The 17,922-nt window shown below is 44.1% G+C and carries 18 protein-coding genes and 1 tRNA gene; 2 read left to right on the plus strand and 17 right to left on the minus strand.

The features are described 5' to 3' along the window. Positions 1-28: 28 nt before the first annotated feature. Both B3L97_RS08425 and B3L97_RS08430 read right to left on the minus strand, forming a co-directional pair. Positions 29-889, minus strand: coding sequence for a thiamine pyrophosphate-dependent enzyme (locus B3L97_RS08425; RefSeq protein WP_286847342.1), 861 nt, complete (start codon positions 887-889; stop codon positions 29-31). Next, entirely contained in the window at positions 889-2,628 is a 1,740-nt protein-coding gene (locus B3L97_RS08430) for a 2-oxoacid:acceptor oxidoreductase subunit alpha (RefSeq protein ID WP_286934821.1), read from the minus strand. The genes B3L97_RS08425 and B3L97_RS08430 overlap by 1 nt, the downstream gene beginning before the upstream one ends. 137 nt (positions 2,629-2,765) lie before the next feature. Between B3L97_RS08430 and B3L97_RS08435 the strand changes: the two genes are divergently transcribed. Further along, the gene (locus B3L97_RS08435) at positions 2,766-2,939 is read left to right on the plus strand and encodes a hydrogenase expression protein HypA/HybF (protein ID WP_024821810.1); all 174 of its coding nucleotides are present in this window, start codon (positions 2,766-2,768) and stop codon (positions 2,937-2,939) included. 65 nt (positions 2,940-3,004) lie between these two features. Here B3L97_RS08435 and B3L97_RS08440 read toward each other — a convergent pair whose 3' ends face one another. Both B3L97_RS08440 and B3L97_RS08445 read right to left on the minus strand, forming a co-directional pair. Continuing rightward, on the minus strand, positions 3,005-4,630 hold the full coding sequence (locus B3L97_RS08440) for a carbon starvation CstA family protein (protein WP_286934822.1): 1,626 nt from the start codon (positions 4,628-4,630) through the stop codon (positions 3,005-3,007). A gap of 71 nt (positions 4,631-4,701) precedes the next feature. After that, positions 4,702-5,145 carry a hypothetical protein gene (locus B3L97_RS08445; RefSeq protein ID WP_286934823.1) on the minus strand — a complete coding sequence of 148 codons (444 nt, stop codon included), beginning with the start codon at positions 5,143-5,145 and terminating at the stop codon, positions 4,702-4,704. Positions 5,146-5,253: 108 nt separating this feature from the next. On the opposite strand from B3L97_RS08445, the gene B3L97_RS08450 reads away from it, so the two are divergent. Then, positions 5,254-5,328: transfer RNA gene (locus tag B3L97_RS08450), tRNA-Val, on the plus strand. A gap of 217 nt (positions 5,329-5,545) precedes the next feature. Here the strand turns inward: B3L97_RS08450 and B3L97_RS08455 are convergent. From B3L97_RS08455 to B3L97_RS08515, 13 genes are all read right to left on the minus strand, one after another. Then, on the minus strand, positions 5,546-5,995 hold the full coding sequence (locus tag B3L97_RS08455) for a GNAT family N-acetyltransferase (protein ID WP_286847334.1): 450 nt from the start codon (positions 5,993-5,995) through the stop codon (positions 5,546-5,548). Positions 5,996-6,013: 18 nt separating this feature from the next. Further along, positions 6,014-7,300 carry an adenylosuccinate synthase gene (locus tag B3L97_RS08460; protein ID WP_286934824.1) on the minus strand — a complete coding sequence of 429 codons (1,287 nt, stop codon included), beginning with the start codon at positions 7,298-7,300 and terminating at the stop codon, positions 6,014-6,016. Positions 7,301-7,313: 13 nt separating this feature from the next. Further along, entirely contained in the window at positions 7,314-8,213 is a 900-nt protein-coding gene (locus B3L97_RS08465) for a divergent polysaccharide deacetylase family protein (protein WP_286847329.1), read from the minus strand. Positions 8,214-8,226: 13 nt separating this feature from the next. Continuing rightward, entirely contained in the window at positions 8,227-9,435 is a 1,209-nt protein-coding gene (locus tag B3L97_RS08470) for a S41 family peptidase (protein ID WP_024821804.1), read from the minus strand. A gap of 39 nt (positions 9,436-9,474) precedes the next feature. Next, complete coding sequence (locus B3L97_RS08475) at positions 9,475-10,701, minus strand: murein hydrolase activator EnvC family protein (protein WP_286847325.1); 1,227 nt, start codon at positions 10,699-10,701, stop codon at positions 9,475-9,477. Positions 10,702-10,800: 99 nt separating this feature from the next. Then, positions 10,801-11,685 (minus strand): cell division protein FtsX, encoded by an 885-nt coding sequence (locus tag B3L97_RS08480; RefSeq protein WP_286934825.1) that lies wholly within the window; start codon positions 11,683-11,685, stop codon positions 10,801-10,803. After that, positions 11,672-12,367, minus strand: a complete 696-nt coding sequence (locus B3L97_RS08485) for a cell division ATP-binding protein FtsE (RefSeq protein WP_024821801.1) — start codon at positions 12,365-12,367, stop codon at positions 11,672-11,674. Before B3L97_RS08485 ends, B3L97_RS08480 begins: the two co-directional genes overlap by 14 nt. Positions 12,368-12,369: 2 nt before the next feature. Beyond that, a complete protein-coding gene (locus B3L97_RS08490) occupies positions 12,370-13,323 on the minus strand; it encodes a transketolase family protein (protein ID WP_286934826.1) in 954 nt (317 codons plus the stop codon). Continuing rightward, positions 13,320-14,162 (minus strand): transketolase, encoded by an 843-nt coding sequence (locus B3L97_RS08495; RefSeq protein WP_286934827.1) that lies wholly within the window; start codon positions 14,160-14,162, stop codon positions 13,320-13,322. The genes B3L97_RS08490 and B3L97_RS08495 overlap by 4 nt, the downstream gene beginning before the upstream one ends. Then, a complete protein-coding gene (csaB, locus tag B3L97_RS08500; protein WP_286934828.1) occupies positions 14,146-15,165 on the minus strand; it encodes a polysaccharide pyruvyl transferase CsaB in 1,020 nt (339 codons plus the stop codon). Before csaB ends, B3L97_RS08495 begins: the two co-directional genes overlap by 17 nt. Next, on the minus strand, positions 15,162-17,081 hold the full coding sequence (locus B3L97_RS08505) for a DUF5693 family protein (protein ID WP_286934829.1): 1,920 nt from the start codon (positions 17,079-17,081) through the stop codon (positions 15,162-15,164). Before B3L97_RS08505 ends, csaB begins: the two co-directional genes overlap by 4 nt. Continuing rightward, complete coding sequence (locus tag B3L97_RS08510; RefSeq protein ID WP_024821796.1) at positions 17,078-17,683, minus strand: Maf family protein; 606 nt, start codon at positions 17,681-17,683, stop codon at positions 17,078-17,080. Before B3L97_RS08510 ends, B3L97_RS08505 begins: the two co-directional genes overlap by 4 nt. Beyond that, positions 17,668-17,916: a hypothetical protein gene (locus tag B3L97_RS08515; protein ID WP_024821795.1), complete on the minus strand. Its 249-nt coding sequence runs from the start codon at positions 17,914-17,916 to the stop codon at positions 17,668-17,670. Before B3L97_RS08515 ends, B3L97_RS08510 begins: the two co-directional genes overlap by 16 nt. Positions 17,917-17,922: the final 6 nt, after the last annotated feature.

Below are 17,922 nucleotides of genomic sequence, written 5' to 3' on the forward strand. Positions count from 1 at the left end.
ATCCCCTCCCCCATAACAAGATAACCTATTATGTCATAGATTCAATACAAGTTTCAATATCTTGAATTTTTCGTTTTCTTTTATAAAGGGGAGTTTTATCGTAGCGATAGGCTCCTAGTGTTTCCTCGAAAGTAGGTCGACTCTCTGTTTTATAGAGCACTCCCAAAGGGAATCTTTCTGTTTTCAAAGCTAGGGCAATAGCAGCTGTTCGATCTTCTGGATTATAGTGTTCATCGAGATAATACGTATTTTCTTTATACCATTTATACGTGTTAACACGATTGAAAGACACACACGGCTGAAAAATATCTACAAGGGCATACCCTTTATGAAGGATTGCCTGTTTTATGAGATTCGCAGTTTTTTCAACATCCCCGGAAAAAGCTCTAGCTACAAAAGTAGCTCCAAAAACAATAGCAGCCGCCAGTGGCGGGAAAGGCTCAGACATCACCCCGTCAACGTGAACTGAAGTTCTAAACCCCCTAAAGCTCGTAGGTGACGCTTGCCCTTTGGTAAGACCATACACCATATTGTTATAGACCAAATTAGTAATATCTGGATTACGCCTGATCGTATGGATAAAATGGTTTCCACCTTCTCCATACATATCTCCATCTCCCCCTATCGCTACTACATTGAGAGAAGGATTTGCGGCTTTTATGCCTGTGGCATTGGAAAGAGCTCGACCATGAAGTCCATTAAAAAAATGACACTTCATAAAATGAGGAGTTTTAGCTGCCTGCCCTATACCAGACACCACGACTACATCTAGAGGGGTCCATCCTAGTTCCTCCAAAGCTCTCTTCAATGCTTCAAGAATTTGAAAATCGCCACAACCGGGACACCAAGCCAAATCAGCGTTTGCTAGATCGAATATTCCAGAATTCATCAATATACCCCCTCATTAAGGCAAGCAGCTAATTCTCTCACTACCTGCTCTACTGAAAATTGAAGGCCATTGTAATTAGTAATAATAGAGTCCACTTTCCTGCCTGTTTCTTGCCTGAGTAAATGAGCAAACTGTCCGGTTTTATTCCCTTCCACTACTATAATATTCTGTGCCTGTTCTAAGCGCTCGCCCAAAGAGGCGGGCAAGGGATACAGTTGTTGGAAATGCATTAATGCTACTTGGGAATGTCCTATAAATTCCAACGCTTCCTCAAGTATGTGGAATGTAGAACCCCAGCCAATAATAAGGATCCTATAGTCTTGTGCCCCGACAAATAAAGGTTCTTCAGCTTCACATCTCATTAACGCAAGTTTTCTGAAACGTTTATCAACCATACATTTACGAAGGTCAAAGTCTTCATACACATGACTTTCTTCGTCATGTTCATGACTGTCGGCCCCTATAAGCCCTTTCCCATTGCCAGGAACACTGCGAGGAGAGATTCCGTTGGAAGAAAATTTATATCGACAATAATCTTTTTCTGATTCAACAATCATGGAAGGGAAAGAGAGGGACTCTAGATCAGGAATAGTCATGTCATAATAAGAGTTAAGGAAGTATTGATCTGTCAAGATAATAACTGGAATGTGGTATTTTTCCGCAATATAAAAAGATTTTGCTCCAATGCGAACGGCTTCTTCCAGTGTAGCCGGAGCGAAAACAGCGCGAGGAAATTCCCCATGACCTCCATATAGAGCCGCATGTAAATCTCCCTGCTCTGTACGTGTGGCCATTCCAGTAGCTGGACCAGGCCGCTGCCCCACGTGGATTACTACAGGAACTTCCATAATACCAGCAAGACTTACCCCTTCTGTCATGAGATCAAAACCACCACCAGAGGTTGTAACCATCGCACGCGCTCCAGCGTAACCAGCTCCAAGTGCCATATTAATGGCAGCAAGCTCATCTTCTGTCTGCTCTACCACTACTCCTAGCTGAGAAGCACATTGGGCCATAAAAGATAAAACTCCTGTAGCAGGTGACATGGGGTACGCTGCAATAAACGTACATCCTCCAGCCAAAGCTCCTAAAGATAGAGCTTCTGTTCCACTCAAAACACTGCGGTGAAGGGGCCGACCTTTACTATCCCCACATATAAAGGGCAATGTACCTTCTGTGAGAGTCTGCCCAATCTTAAATCCTCTATCTAGAGCCTCTTTATTTTTATCGACTATTAATTGCCCCTTGGGGGCAAATTTTTCGCCGCAAAAGGAATATCCTATCTCCAGTCCTCCGCCTACCATACCCAGAAGCATCCCTGCTGCAACAAAGTTAGCAAAAACAACTCCGCCTATCTCACTCGCTATCTTTAAAAACTCTACGTTAAAGTAACGTCCTCCCAACTCTTCTCCTTCGGTGTGAAAAACATTTCTATCACCAATAATAAGAGTTTGAGAAGAGATCCGCCTTCTTACATTCTCTCGAATTCCCTCGTTTAAAGGCACGAGGACATCGATACGATCAACAAAAGCTCGAACAGGCCAGGGGGAAAAACGTATTTCAGTGGAATTGTTTCCGCCACGGACTCTAGACATATATTCACGACTTGCAAAAACGCTATAGCCAAGATGACGAATAGCCTTCACAAGCAATTCTTCTACTGTTTGAACACCTTGTCCAGCTGCTCCACAAAGAACCAATGAGACATCCTTTCCAGATACACGCAACAGGGAAGACATGCAATTCCTCCTTTCTCTCTTTGTTGTTTTTATTTTATTATACAAAGTGTTTTTTTAAAACAAATAGGACATAAAAATAAAAAATATATTATAATAGTAAATGCCATCATGATATATCTAGACGGAGGTGTATATGCGTGGCTACGTTTCAGTGTATTGAGTGTAAAAAGGAGTTTGAACTGGAGGTAAAAGATATTATTCTACGATGTCCTTTTTGCGGAAGTCGTTACCTCTCTAAAATTGAAGGCGAGCTTAAAAGAGGGAAATCGTGGAATAGCAAATCCTTCAGTGTCGGAGGACCTCAATCTTAAAAAGAAAGGCCGGAGAAAAAATGCTCCGGCCTTCTTGCTAAAGAGTCAACATCTACAAACATAAACTATTTATATTCCTCTTCAGTTTTTACTTTCAAGGCGTGGAAAGACTCCTTCACCATCAACAGTGCAAAGAGAAGAAGGACAATAGAGATACCAACCAACAGATAGTTAGGAACTCCCGTAAGTTTTTCTTTGATCATAAAGAGTAGGGCTGCTACTGTAGTAGCCAACATAAACCACATGGGGGCCATAAGGAATTTGTTGTTCTTCTTAAGTCCCTTCGTAACCCAAACCCCCACTGCCAAAAGGGCCAACGCCGCAACAAGCTGGTTTGCAGCACCAAACATAGGCCAAATCGCAGCCCATGCCGGAACGGGTTTGCCGTCGGGTCCAACTGTTTTTACAAGAAGCAAAGCCATAGCTGCCGCTATAGTTATAATGGTAGCAGTATACTTGTCTACCTTCATGTTCGTAATTTCCTGAATTTGGTAGCGGGTCAGACGGGTAGCTGTATCTAAGGATGTGAGAAGGAAGGTATTAATTGCCAAACCGCCAAGGGAAGCCCCAAGCTTTGGATCGATCCCGAGAAGCCCGGCAAATTGCCCAAATCCCTGAGCATATGTTACAACTGGCCCTCCAGGAAGGATTTTTCCGCTAATCATAATGGTGCCAATGGCAATAACCGCAACTATACCCTCCAGAAGCATGGAGCCATACCCAACAAGGGTACTATCTGTCTCTCGTCGAAGCTGCTTTGATGTCGTTCCGCTTCCTACAAGTGAGTGGAATCCCGAAATGGCACCACATGCCACAATAACAAAAAGCATAGGCCATAAAAACTGGTCTCCTGCAACAAACCCCTTAAAAGCCGGAAGCTGTACTTCGAACTTACCGCCGAGTATCATGCCAATAGCACCAACAATAACTGCAAAATAAAGAAAGTAGGACGCTAGATAGTCTCTCGGTTGCAGCAACAACCATACCGGCAAGACAGAAGCAAAGAGAATATAAATTGCCAAGAGCCATCGCCACGTAGGCATCGAGTAAACAAAATATCGAGCAACCCAGTCTGCATAGTTCCCATACCAGCAAGCACCAATGACGATAGGAACCATAATAACTGTCATGAGCCAAAGAGGCGTGTTATATTTATAAACCAGCACTCCAAAGATAACGGCAAGAAATATATAAAGAGTACTTGAAAATGCCACTGCCGTGTCAGCTTCAAAAGTATTCGCTGATAATTGAAGGAAAACCGCTACGACTAAAATTAAAGTCAGGATGGTAAACATGAGAAAAAAAAGCTTTCCACGCCTTCCTACCCAGTGGTCTACCACCTCTCCAACAGACTTGCCATCGTGTCGCATAGATGCCACAAGAGCCCCCATATCATGTGGACCACCCAAAAAAGAAGAGCCGAGAAGACACCAAAGATACGCAGGCAACCAACCAAACATACTCGCCGCAGCAATAGGGCCTACAATGGGACCGGCTCCAGCGATGGAAGCAAAATGGTGCCCTAAGAGTACTGCTGGATGGGCAGGACAATAGTCTATTCCGTCGTACATAGTTTCAGCGGGGGTCGGGTTACTATCATCAAGGGCATAAATACGAGCCATATAGCGGCCATGAACGCGATAGACTATTGCAAAAAAGGCTATTGCAACAAGGAACAACATTGCCAACATTTCTTTCACCTCCTATTAAAATATGACTCTCCTATAGATCCAATAGATATATAAAAGCTGGGAAAACTATTTTATTTTTTAATATCATCACCCCCTTGGCACAAAGAACCCTCTAACTCTTGAGCTTTATTCACCAGAGGAGCAAGGTCTTTGATTTTAGAATTCCAAGGAGCAAGCGGAGTATAAGAATAAAGCTCCAAATACCCTTTAAAACCCCAAAAAAAAGTTTTGATTTTTTTATCAAAGGAGGGAAAAGGTTCTAAGAAGACAAAACGTTGTGTCATAACATCGGGGAGAGGTTCCCAATTTGCGAAGATATATTCAGCATCGGTGCAACCATTATGAATCCAAATAACAAAGTCATAAGCATAATAACGGCCTATTTCGCCAAGAATGCTATCCTTAACGAAAGTGACCCGGCGTGATACTCCTTGCATATGGTCGAAGGACCAGCTTTCAAAACCCCAATAGGTCCATAAATCTGAAGCTTTGCCTATAATAGACAGGTCAACCATACAATATCACCCCTGTGTAAAATATTATACAACACACATTACACATTAGAAAAGGAATTTCACAGGGTTGAAATAATTCTTTGGGGAAGCTATAATACCCCTTGTTATGGGTGACTAGCTCAGTGGAAGAGCGCTTCCTTCACACGGAAGAGGTCACAGGTTCGAACCCTGTGTCGCCCACCATATGATGGTTACTGGCTTTCAGGGCTCTTCCCTGAAAGCCTTTTTGTTATTGGGAAGGAGTCATAAAACGCTCTTTTTTCATAGCCTAAAGGCTGGCATTTGCTCTCTTGAATGTAAAAAAAGAGGGCATTTTTATGAATAACGTCACCAAGGGACCCTCCATAATTCATATTAAAATTATAACTCTAATCTTTCCTCATAAGAAAACTATAACTTTTTAAGACGAGGTGAGAAATGGCAGGCGTTTTTCCATATAGAAAGCTGTGCCCGTATCTTCGTAATAATTTTTTATTGTTCCTATAAGGGAAAAACCTAAATTTTCATAGAGTCTACGTGCTGGTCCATTATCTTCTCGAACATGAAGTCTTAAACAATTATATCCTTCATGAACACAAAACTCGCCAGATGAAAGAATAAGCTGAGAAGCTATTCCCTTTCGCCGGAAAGAGGTAGCCACATAGAGGTTGGTAAGTACAAAAAAATTCTTTTCCCGCGAGAGGACAAGAAACGCAACCATAAGATTTTTCCAGCGAGCTGCCATATATACAGACAGCCCGCTGGAAAGATCTTCATATATTATATTTTGAGGCCAAAAAGGTCCACCTTTTTTTCTTTCAAGCTCATATATTTCATCACAATCATTAACGGAGCAAAAATGTATATCCACGAGAAGTGTGGACAGCGCTTACAACCCCCTAATTATTGTCTGATCTCTGTCAGGACCTACTCCTATAAGCTGCACTGGAACCTGAGCCTCTTTCTCTATATACTCTACGTATTTCTGGGCAGCCACAGGAAGTTCATCAAAAGACCTGCACTTAGAAATATCTTCTTTCCAGCCATCCATGAGAGTGTACACTGGTTCAGCCTTCTCAAGTAACGCGGTATTGGTCATGAAATGTTCGTATTTTTTACCTTCTATCTCATACTCTGTGCAGACTTTAATTTTGTCGAATCCTGTAAGAACATCAAGCTTCGTTAAAGCTATAGCTCCCATGCCATTGACTCTTGCTGCATATCTCAGTGCTACCATATCGAGCCAACCACATCGTCTCGGGCGTCCGGTAGTAGCACCAAACTCTCCTCCTCGCTCTCTCAGCCGAGTCCCTTCATTACCTAAATCTTCCGTAGTAAAGGGGCCTTCTCCAACTCGAGTACAATAAGCTTTTACTACCCCAATAACTCGGTCCACATCTGACGGTCCAACACCAAGACCTACACATCCGCCAGCAGCAATAGGAGAGGAGCTCGTTACAAAAGGATACGTCCCATGATCCACATCCAGAAGGGTTCCCTGAGCCCCTTCCAGCAAAACACCCTTCCCCGATGTAATAGCTTCATGCAGAGCTAAAGAGACATCTGCTACATAAGGAGCTAAACTCTGCCCCCACGCTAAAGCTTTGCTATAGACTTCATCAAAAGCTACTGGTTCAGTTCCATAAACTTTCGTTAGCAAGAGGTTTTTAGCATCAAGGTTGAAAGAGAGCTTGTCTCGAAGAACATCAGCGTCTAGAAGATCTTCTATACGAATACCACATCTATTAAATTTATCTACATAACAAGGGCCGATACCCCTACCTGTGGTACCAATTTTTTTACCTTTTCCACGGAACTGTTCCTCAGCTTTATCGAGAATTTTATGATAAGGCATAACAACATGAGCAGACCCGCTAATAATAAGTCGAGCCCTGTCTTTTCCTTGCTCCTGGAGAGTGAAAAGCTCCTGTAGAAGCTGTTCTGGATCAACAACCACGCCGTTTCCTATGGCACAAAGCTTACAGGGATAAAGCATTCCGGAAGGCAAGAGATGGAAGACATATTTCTCTCCCTCAACTATAACTGTATGCCCAGCGTTGGCACCACCTTGATATCGGGCAAAAACTTCAACCCGATTCCCAAGGGCATCTACCACTCTTCCTTTCCCTTCGTCCCCCCATTGGGCTCCTATAATAATCTCTACTCGTCCTTTCACTTTCAAGGCCTCCTCATCGTGCCGTTTGAACACCAAGTAACTCTGGAACGGTCACAAATTTTACATCGTTTATTTCAGAATCGTGAAGCTCTTGTAAAAAAGGGATAGTATCAGGTCTATTATGACAAATAGCCACAACCCATCCCCTTCGTTTCGCTATAGTTACTGCTCGATTGAACTGCTCTCTCATAAACCTTATATCTTTTTCATGATCGAGAAAAACCGAGTTGTAGGCTGTTGGAACCTGAAATTTTAAAGCAGTCTTATATGCAACAGACGCCGCTGATGTTCGACTATCTATAAAGACTTTTCCTAAAGGCACTAAGGCTTCCATTACAGCTTCCATAACATGTGGGTCACTAGTAGCTTTAGATCCTCTATGGTTATTCATCCCCACAGCTTCAGGGAAAGCTTGGAAAACATCCTGCACTGCCTTTTTAACCGCAGGAGCCGACATAGACACTCCTATGAGAAAATCCCCTTTCCCCTTATCTATAATAGCTTCCATAGGCATGTGTACAAGATAAGGAACCCCTTTGGATACAGCAAGCTTCACTGTCTCCTGACTATGGGGCCGGTAGGGAATTATAGCCCATGTTACAGGCAAATCAATAGCAGCTACTTTTTGAGCTAAAGAGTAAGAATAACCAAAGTCATCAATGACAATGGCTAAAAGGGGGCACGACTCAGCTTGGGGCTCAGGTTCAGGTTGAGTTGTATGGTGGGGAGGAGTACTTCGATCCTTTTGTTCCTCACAGACTATTTCAGGGTATGGCTCTCGAGAAACCTCCACATGTTCCTGTTGTGGAGTGCTCCTCCCCACCATCGCTAAAATAGCAACACTCAACGCTATCCCACCGAACAGGAGTAAGAAGAGCCCCTTGGGCCTCCTCTTTACTCTCTTTTTAGTCATACTGGCCTCCAAATCATTTCAAAAAAGAAGATGTTCCTTTTTCAATTTTAGCAAGCTCTTCTATAGCTCGTTTTAACTGAGGATCTTTTTTACGATCAGGGTTATACTCCCCCTCCACAGTAAGTTGCGGAGTTAATCCTACATGATCTATAGTAACACCCGATGGAGTATGATATCTAGCGATAGTCACGTAGAGACCAGACCCATCTGAGAGATTAAAGAGCGTTTGCACTGATCCCTTTCCAAAACTCTTTTTCCCTACGAGAATAGCTCTTTGCCGATCCATTAAGGCTCCAGCCACAATTTCGGAGGCACTGGCACTCCCCTCATTTATCAACACTACGAGGGGAAGGGTTGTTTGTTGCCCCGGCTTTGCATAAAGTTTGTCATTCGCACGATCTACCCGCCCTTCCATGCTGACTACGAGCCCTCCATCCAAGAAGAGGTCACTCACATCGACAGCCGCACTTAAAAGGCCTCCGCCATTATTGCGCAAATCCACTATAAGTCCCTTTGCGCCCTTCTGCTCTAGATCAATAATGGCGTTTTTTACTTCCTCTCCAGTTTTCTGCTTGAACTGAGAGATACGGATATAGCCTGTATCTTTATCGATCATTTCAGAACGAACAGAAAAAAGCTTTATATTCTCTCTTTGAATATCGAAGCGCAAAAGTTTATCTTCTTTATCTCGGCGTACCCAAATAGTTACTGACGTTCCCGCCGGTCCTCTCAATTTTTTAACAACCTGCTGTGATTCCCAACCTATAATCACTTCATCGCCAATTTTAACGATCTCATCTCCAGGCTTAAGACCGACACGATCAGCTGGTGTTCCCTCTATAGGGCTGATAACAAGAGTTTTACCGTCTCTGTGACCTAGATAGATACCCAATCCACCATACTCGCCTTCCATTTCTATTTCTTCTTCTTTGAGTTCTTCTGGGTCGACAAAACGAGTATATGGATCTCCATACGCTTGTACAAAACCTTTCATGGCCCCATAGACGAGCTTCGTCTCTTCCACAGGTTTCTCTCCGCTATCCACCTGATAGGTTTCTATAATGGCCCTTGCCTGCTTCATGAGCCACAGGTTCTCCAATTTAAATGGGACAAAACGAACAATATCCTCTATTTCTGAGGCACCACCAGCCCCCAGAAATGCACCTGTTAAAACAACTCCTAGTATTAGCCCAAACAGAACGCCCCTTGATTTTTTCCACATGCTCAAACCTGTGCTCCTTTTCCCTTCGCCATGTCTTTTTTACCGCAAATAACGCATAGGATCCCGCGCATCTCCGTTAACTCGTACTTCAAAATGAAGATGATACCCTGTAGTAACGCCAGTATTTCCTACATGCCCTATCACCTGACCACGAGAAACCCCTTGTCCCTCTTCTACTGTCGCATTAGCAAGATGTGCATAGACAGTGCTGAGTAAGTTTCCATGATCGATAATAACAACCTGTCCATATCCCCTAAGCCACCCTACATACAAAATCTCTCCTGGCCCAGCTGCTTGGACCGGGGTCCCTCCTGAAGCTCGAATATCTATACCTGTATGCATACTCGTAGTTTTAAAAACAGGATGTACTCGTTTCCCAAAAGATTGAGAAATCTCTCCTCGTACCGGCCATCCTAACCGCCCTCCTGAGGGCATGTACGTTATATTGCCAAAATGAGATTTATTTTTATCTCGATTTTCTCTTTCACGAGCAATAATTTCCTGTTTCTTTCTCATAAGATTTTTAATGGTGTTCCCTATCTCTTCCTGAGCTTGTTGCAATTCCCGAGCAGCTTTTTCATGAAGAGCCTTTTCTTTTCGTAATGAAGCTAACAGGTCGTTCCGTTTTTTTATTTCTGCCTTGTACTTTTCTCGCTCAGACCGGAGTTTCTTTTCCTGGGCTACTAAAAGAGCTCTCTGTTCTTCTAATTCTTTTTTCGCAGCTTCCAGTTTCTCTCTACTCTCCGAAAGAGAGTCAACCATGCGCTCATCTTCACGAGCTATTTTCCCTAGTAACAAGGACGTGGCCATTGCTTCATGTGCCGTAGAAGCAGTGAGGAGAAGGTCTAGCTCTGCCATGCCACCATATTTATAAATAGCGACAAAACGATCCCTAAGATACCCTTTTATTTCCTCTATTTGGGCATCAGTCTTTTTAATATTTCCTTGTAATTCCTTAATTCTGTTCTGAGCCCTGGCTTGTTTGAGTTCCAAAAGCTTTATTTCTCGTTCAGCTTTCTGTTTTTGCTGGTCATACTGGGTAATTTGAGATAAAACCCCTTGTTCCCTTTGCCCAGTTTTTTTAATAAGCTGCTCATAGTGAGCTGTTTGACGCTCTATTATTTTTATGCGATTCTCTTCGGCCGCAATCTGCTGGTCTAACTCCGCAACATCTGGAGCCGACCATGCACACAAAGAAGGGAAGGAGAAAAAACAGGAAACCGCTAGAAGGATACCTAATAAGCACCTTTTTGTGAAGCTCCTCAATTGTACATCCTCCCTTCCGATCTCTCCATTTAAAGGGGTTTCCCTGCCAAGCAACCAGCTGTAATCGCACCCCCTGTCGAAGCTTCTAATCCCTCCAGACTAAAGAGGTTTCCCAGCCTCCCGAACGAAACGACTGACTGCAAACCAACTGCAAATCCACCCAAGAGTTGTTCCAATCCCGACGAGCAGGAGATAAAAACGCAACAAAAAATCATGGTTAGAAACCAGGTGGATAAAGGGAAGGGTTGTCAATATTGCCTCCTGAGCAGAAAAATAGGAACCAGCGACAGCAAGCACTGCCAGCAAGGCTCCCATAGAACCAAGAATCATCCCCTGTAACACAAATGGAAGAGAAATATAGGTTCTCGTGGCTCCTACTAAAAGCATCACTTGTATTTCTTCTTTTCGAGAATATAAAGATATACGAATGGTGTTATAAACCACTAAAGCACTAATAACAAGAGCCAATCCCAGAACGACAACGGAAATTTTCGAAACTAAAAAAGAAATCCGAGAAAGTTTTTCAGCCAGTTTCCCAGCATAAACAAGCTCATCCACTTCTGGCATAGACGTGATCTCCCTTACCAAAGGAGCCACATCCCCCGCTCGTTTAACCTTGATCTCTATACTCCAAGGGAGAGGGTTTTCGCCAAGCAACGTAACAGCTCGCGCCTTAGTGCCTAGTTTGGCTCGCAATCTTTCTAGCGCCTCGTCAGGAGACACAGAAACCACATGAGCTGCATAAGGGATTTTTTTTATCTGATTCACCGTTTCCTGGATTTTACTGTCATCTTTTAAGTACGCCTGAACAACGAGTTCGCTTTCAACACGGGAAACCATGGCCCTTACATTAAGAGAGAAAAGGCTGGACATGCCGAGGAGATATATGACAGCAGAAGCGGTAATAAGAGTAAGAAGGCTCAATCCCCAATGGCGGAAAATCAACCTGAAGGTATCACGTAAGGTATATTTAAAGCTCGCCATCGATGAGATACCCTCCTTTTTCTTCGTCTCGAACTATCCTGCCCTCATGGAGCTCTATAACCCTCTGTCGATAGGCATCTACCAGATATTGATCGTGGGTAGCCATAATAACAGTGGCTCCTGCAGCATTCAGAGATAGAAGGAGGCGCATAATGTCTTCCGCCGTATGTAAATCGAGATTTCCAGTCGGCTCGTCAGCTATAAAAATAGAGGGCGAATTAGCCATGGCACGTGCAATAGCTACCCGTTGCTGTTCTCCCCCTGAAAGCTGAGGGGGGTACAGAAAACGTCGTCTCCACAACCCCACCTGATCTATAACTTCATCGGTACGACCTTTTACCATACGGGAAGGCATACCCATAGATTCGAGCACAAAAGCAACATTCTCCCATGCCGTCAAATTAGGAAGGAGTTTGAAATCTTGAAAGACTACCCCTATATTTCTCCGGAAATAAGGGAGCTGAGAGTTGCGAATTTTTCGCAAGTTCTTATCCCCTACTGTGATCTGTCCTCTACTTGGGATAAGCTCGCGGGTAATGAGACGCATTAGCGTTGTTTTCCCCGAGCCAGTAGTTCCTACAAAGTAGACAAACTCCCCTTGTGCTATGGAAAGATAAGCATCTTCCAAGGCTACAATGTCGGGATGAAAGTATTTAGAGACTCCTGCCAGGCGTATATCCATTGCTACCTCCTGCGCATCGTCCACACCTGCACGGCTGCACTGACAATCTGACTTGACGTAAGGCTATAATATTCCTGTAGCTCTTCGGACGTCCCACTCTGTCCGAATTTGTCATCTACAGCTACAAACTTTACAGGAACAGGGTAGCTGCGACACACAAGTCCAGCTATAGCCTCACCCAATCCACCATGAGCCAGATGTTCTTCCGCCACTACACAGCAACCAGTACGATGTATAGATTCTAGAATCTGTTGAGCAGGTAAGGGACTGATGCTGTAACAATCTATGACTTCTGCGCAAAGGTCCTGTTGGGCCAAAATGCGCGCGGCTTTAAGAGCTTCGTGCACCATAATACCACAAGCACAGATGGTTACTTCAGTCCCCTCTTTTAAAACCCTACCGCCACCCAACGAAAAATCCACGTCATCTTCCTTATACAGCAACGGTAACTTTGAACGCCCTAAACGAATATATATAGGGCGTTTAACCTCTGCCGCCATCTTAATGATAGCCCGAGCCGAATAAAAATCCGCAGGAGCAAGAACTCCTAAACCAGGCAATACCCTCATAAGTGCTATATCCTCAAGCATTTGATGAGTAGCCCCATCTTCTCCAACGGTAACTCCGCTATGAGTAGCAATAAGTTTTACAGGCAGTCCCGGGATAGCAATAGTCTCTCGTATCTCGTCGTAAGCTCGCCCTACCAAAAAAGAAGCAAGAGATGAGACATATACTCTAAAACCAGCCAACGCAAGACCTGCTGCCGTAAGGACCATATCCTGCTCTGCAATCCCCACATCCACATATCGTTTTGGGTTTGCTTTTTTAAAAGAAGCACTTCGTGTGGACGACCCTACATCCCCATCCACAACTACAAGATCATTATATACAGTATTGAGTTCGATTAAAGCTTCCCCATAGGCATCGCGCGTGCTTTTCATTGTTATATTATTCATAGCAAGAGAGCCCCTCCTGAATCTAATTCTCTCAGAGCTTTATCTACTAGATCTCGAGTCAGAACCATAGAGGCTTTATATCTTTGTCCTTCTAGAAAAGAAACCCCCTTACCTATAACAGTCCGTGCAATAATAGCCAAGGGCTTTTCTGCATTTTTCTTTACGAAGGCTCTTTCCAGACTTTGAAAATCATGACCGTCAGCCTCTGCTACCTGCCAACCAAAAGCAATGAACTTGTCTTTCAGAGGTTCAATAGACATTATCTGATCTACAGAGCCTTCCATCTGGGTATTATTTCGGTCTACAATAACTGTAAGCTGACTGAGTTTATAATGAGTTGAGGTCATGGCTGACTCCCATATGGCTCCTTCTTGCAATTCCCCATCGCCTGTAATGCAAAAAACTCGGCTATCCAGACCTCTCATTCTCAACCCAAGAGCTATTCCATTAGCTACTCCGAGCCCCATGCCAAGAGATCCACTGGATGCATCAATCCCTGGCGTTCGGTTTACTAAAGGATGACCCTGCAACATAGTTCCTAACCGTCTATAATTCCATAATTCCTCGCGGTCAAAGAAACCACGATTCGCCAAAGCCGCATAAAGAGCAGGACATCCATGCCCTTTACTCAAAACCAGACGATCTCTTTCCGCCCACATAGGATCTTCTGGTTTCACATTAAGGATATGCCAGTATAACCACGCCATAATCTCAACTATAGAAAGAGAAGATGCCAGATGACCGGAACGGGCGACTCCTATCATACGCACCACATCTTTACGGATAGAAGCAGCAGCTTCTTTGAGCAAAGTCTCTTCATGTTCAGATAGAACTGGCACTACGCTTCAACTCCTCCCAAGCTTTTTCTACTGATTGACAACTCTCTTTTGTCGCTGCTTCAACAGAATGACGATCCACAACAGGCCATGGAAAAGAAGGGATGTCTTCTCCATTAAAAATAGCCATTCCCCATTGAGAAGCAAAAGCTTCCACTTTAGGGTCATAAGGAACAGCTAAAGTAGAGCAACCGAAAAGAAGCGACAACATACAGAAATGGAGACGCATACCTATAGCTATATTACCAAGGCTCCAAACCTTCTGCACATCTTGCCATGAACGTACTAAATGCACTTCTTTACACGACAATATTCCTCGCGAAACAAAAGAGTTTATTACGTTCAAGTCCTCAGGCGCCAAAGCCACGCCTATCACTGGAAGATTATTCTCTGCTGCCCAGCGAGCGGCAACCTGAGCTGTCTTTTCTGGTAAAAGCCCAGGCCATGGGCGGATATTGACGAGCAAAGCATCAGTTTTTTCTCTCTCAAAAGACACTGAAAGCCCCATAACAGGATCAGGAACAAGTTGAGCAGTAAGCCTCCAGTCTTGAAGAATCTCTAAGGATCTCTTATCACGAACAGTACGCATAGAACACCCGGCTATGGCATTATGAGCCAGCCATTGTCCAACTCGCGTACGGAAAGGGCCTATAGATTGGGCAAAAACTCCTGTTCGACATTTTGCTAACCGAGCTAACTTCAGAAGGCCCCAATAATAAAAACAGGAACGAAGGCTTGTGGAATCCTGGAATAGCCCTCCCCCTCCAAAAACCAAGGAATAACTTTTACGAAACACATTAAAAACATCTAAAATATCCCAACGATTTACAGACGGAACACAAAGCGTAGCAGAGGTATTCTCTGGATCTGCCGATAGAACAACGATACGCTCTCTAGCAATGCCTATATTTTCGAGATGAGCAACCATAGACGCAGCTAAAAGCTCGTCTCCAAGGTTCCCAAATCCATAATATCCAGCTAATGCTACAGCGTATTGCCGACTCAATCCATAATCACTCCTCGCCAACGCTTCCAGAAGGGGATGCACACCCAATGAAAGAGCGCAAGTAAAATAGCCCCAAGGAGAATGCCAGTCCACCATCCATTAAATTGACGCCATAAAATAAAATAAAGTGGCGTATGGAAATGACAAAAACTGTTTACAAGGGAACAAAAAGCCAAGGTAGCCCCGAGTCTGAAAATCTCCCGATATCGCTCCCATAAATTACGACGTTTAAAATAATACCAGAACAAAAGGGCTGGATACCCAGCAAAGAGCTCCTTGTTTCTTGGGCGAGCTACAAGAAGACGCTCAAGAGTGTCTCGCAATGTCACTTCCCACCCAGGAACAAATTGAGCATTTCCACTTCGCAAAAGGGTCACTGCTGCCCCTACAAGCAAAACACCTATTAAGAAGAGCTCGCCCCATAGAGGAGGCCTTGCCAGTACTTGTCCTAAAGATTCGGGATGCACTCTTCTTCTTAAATCATAGAGCAAGACAATGAGAGGCGGCAAAAAAAGAGTAGCCTTCACTCCAGAAAAGGCCCGTAACCGCAGCATAAAGACAGGGAAACTGAAAAGAGCCGCTAAAGCAAGACCTCCTATAACAGCAACGATAAATCCTCCCAATATCCCGCGAAGGGGCTTCTTCCATTCTTCCAAAGCAATAAGAGTAGCTTCCACAGCTAAAAAGACAGCAGTTAAGGCACCTACCAAGCGTGCAGCAAAGGATATTTTCCACATCCCTACGCCAAGAAAGGCCCCGATAACTATAAAAGCAACGCTCTGCACACTACCTAAGAAAGAGAGGTTTAGCAAGAGAAAACGATCTGCTAAACGAGCGACAAGAAGAAGGAATATCAAAGCACATCCAACGGCTCCTAGAAACGACATCTTCCAACCTGAAAATGTTTCCGGCCATTGGACAACTATCCCCCGCTCGGAAAGCCCCTGAGAGAGGCTTTGTACTTCTTTCTCAAAATCGCCTAATGGATCGGAAGAAGCTTCATAGAGGGTCGGCCTCATGAGAAGCAATCGAACCCCCCGCTCTTTAGCTGCCCGAACCATCCGTTCATACAGCGTGTATCGAGAAATATTCCTGCTGATCATCTCTTCTGTTGTTACGCTATGGAGAGGTAAAAGATCCGGATACAGGAGCCAGTTTAACTGTTGGGCCCCAAGTTGCCGAGAAAACTCCACCATAGCCACAGGAATCCCTGCCTCCTTCAATACATTCGCTAAAGGACGCATATCTGGATATCCAGCAGCAAAAAGACCCGAAGGAGATACACAACGAATTACCGAAGGGAAATCATCGAGAAGAGCCTCAAGCAAAGCCATCTCGTTTTCAGTATCACTCACAGCAACCGGCGCTACGCGGTACATAACAGGAATCCCTGCGGAGAGAGCAAAGAGGAGTCCCGCAAAATCAGGCACAACACCAGTCTCCAGCAACTCGTCTATAGTATGAGGGAGAACATAAAGAATGCCATTTTCTTTCTGATATCGTCGGCTATCTGGGAAACGAGTTTGAAGGGCCGTATCGTACCACTCTATCCCCTTCATACCTTTAGCAAGCCAAATAGTTGCCGAACCATACGGCTCATCCAGTCCCTCTCCTAAAGAGTCAGGGAGATCCGCCACTGTTCCGTAATAAAGAGGAACAAGTCCTGCAGACAGATCTTTACCTGTCATTTCCGCCACTATTAAGCCAGACACTCCCGCATTAGTTAAGCGATTAAAAACTGCCTCCGGGGTCTGGCGACCTTTAGAAGCCAAAGAAAGGACATCTCGATATTCCAAAATAATGCCGCTGTTTCGATTTTCTTTCTCTACTTTCCATCGAGGCGTAAGGGCCACAATAGAGAGGATAAAAGCTACAACTAACATAAATGCTGTAAAAGTTCTTTTTGAAAAACTCATTTCTCGCTCAGCCTCCATTGCATTGTCAGAGGGAAACCAGCCTCTTCAAGAAGACAGCTTAAACGGAAAAGAGGAAGTCCCACTACATTGTAATAGCATCCGCAAATTGAACGAACGAGAAGAGCCCCTCTTCCCTGTATTGCATAAGAACCAGCTTTATCGAGCCCCTCGCCGCTCTTTGCATAGTTCTGAAGATCTTCTTCTTTCATAGATCTAAACGTAACTTCTGTACATTCCACGTCAGATAGAGTCTTTTGATCATAACAAAGAGCTACCCCAGAATAAACACGATGGGTTCGGCCGTTGAGAAGACAAAGCATTTTGAGAGATTCTTCCTGGTCGACTGGCTTTCCTAAAACACGCCCATCTATAGCTACCACCGTATCAGATCCTATAACATAACTATGAGGGAACTGGCTGGCAACTGATTGGGCTTTTAGAGTTGCAAGACGACGAGCCATAGCCTCGGGCTTTTCATCACCCAGAGGCGCTTCGTCAACATCAGATACTACAACTTTAAACGGCCAGCCTAGAGAAGCTAAAAGTTCCCGCCGTCTGGGGCTAGCTGAGGCCAGAACTAATTGTTTTACCGAGCGATCCACAGTCCTACAATACCTCCGATCAAAGTTCCAACATTGCAATGAAGATAAAACTTCAAACCAAAATCCATAATAGCAAGCCGTACATCGTGGAGATCAAAACCTATGGAGATTATATTGCGGAAATAAGGAGCTGTCAGAGTAAATTTCTGCAAATAAAACCCCAACAGAGTCCCAATTATTATGCAAATTATCAACATCCACCAGCGTACATTTCCACTTCGTCCTAAGGCCACTATTCT

This window comes from Aminobacterium sp. UBA4834, from assembly GCF_002400205.1.
GTDB lineage: Bacteria > Synergistota > Synergistia > Synergistales > Aminobacteriaceae > Aminobacterium > Aminobacterium mobile.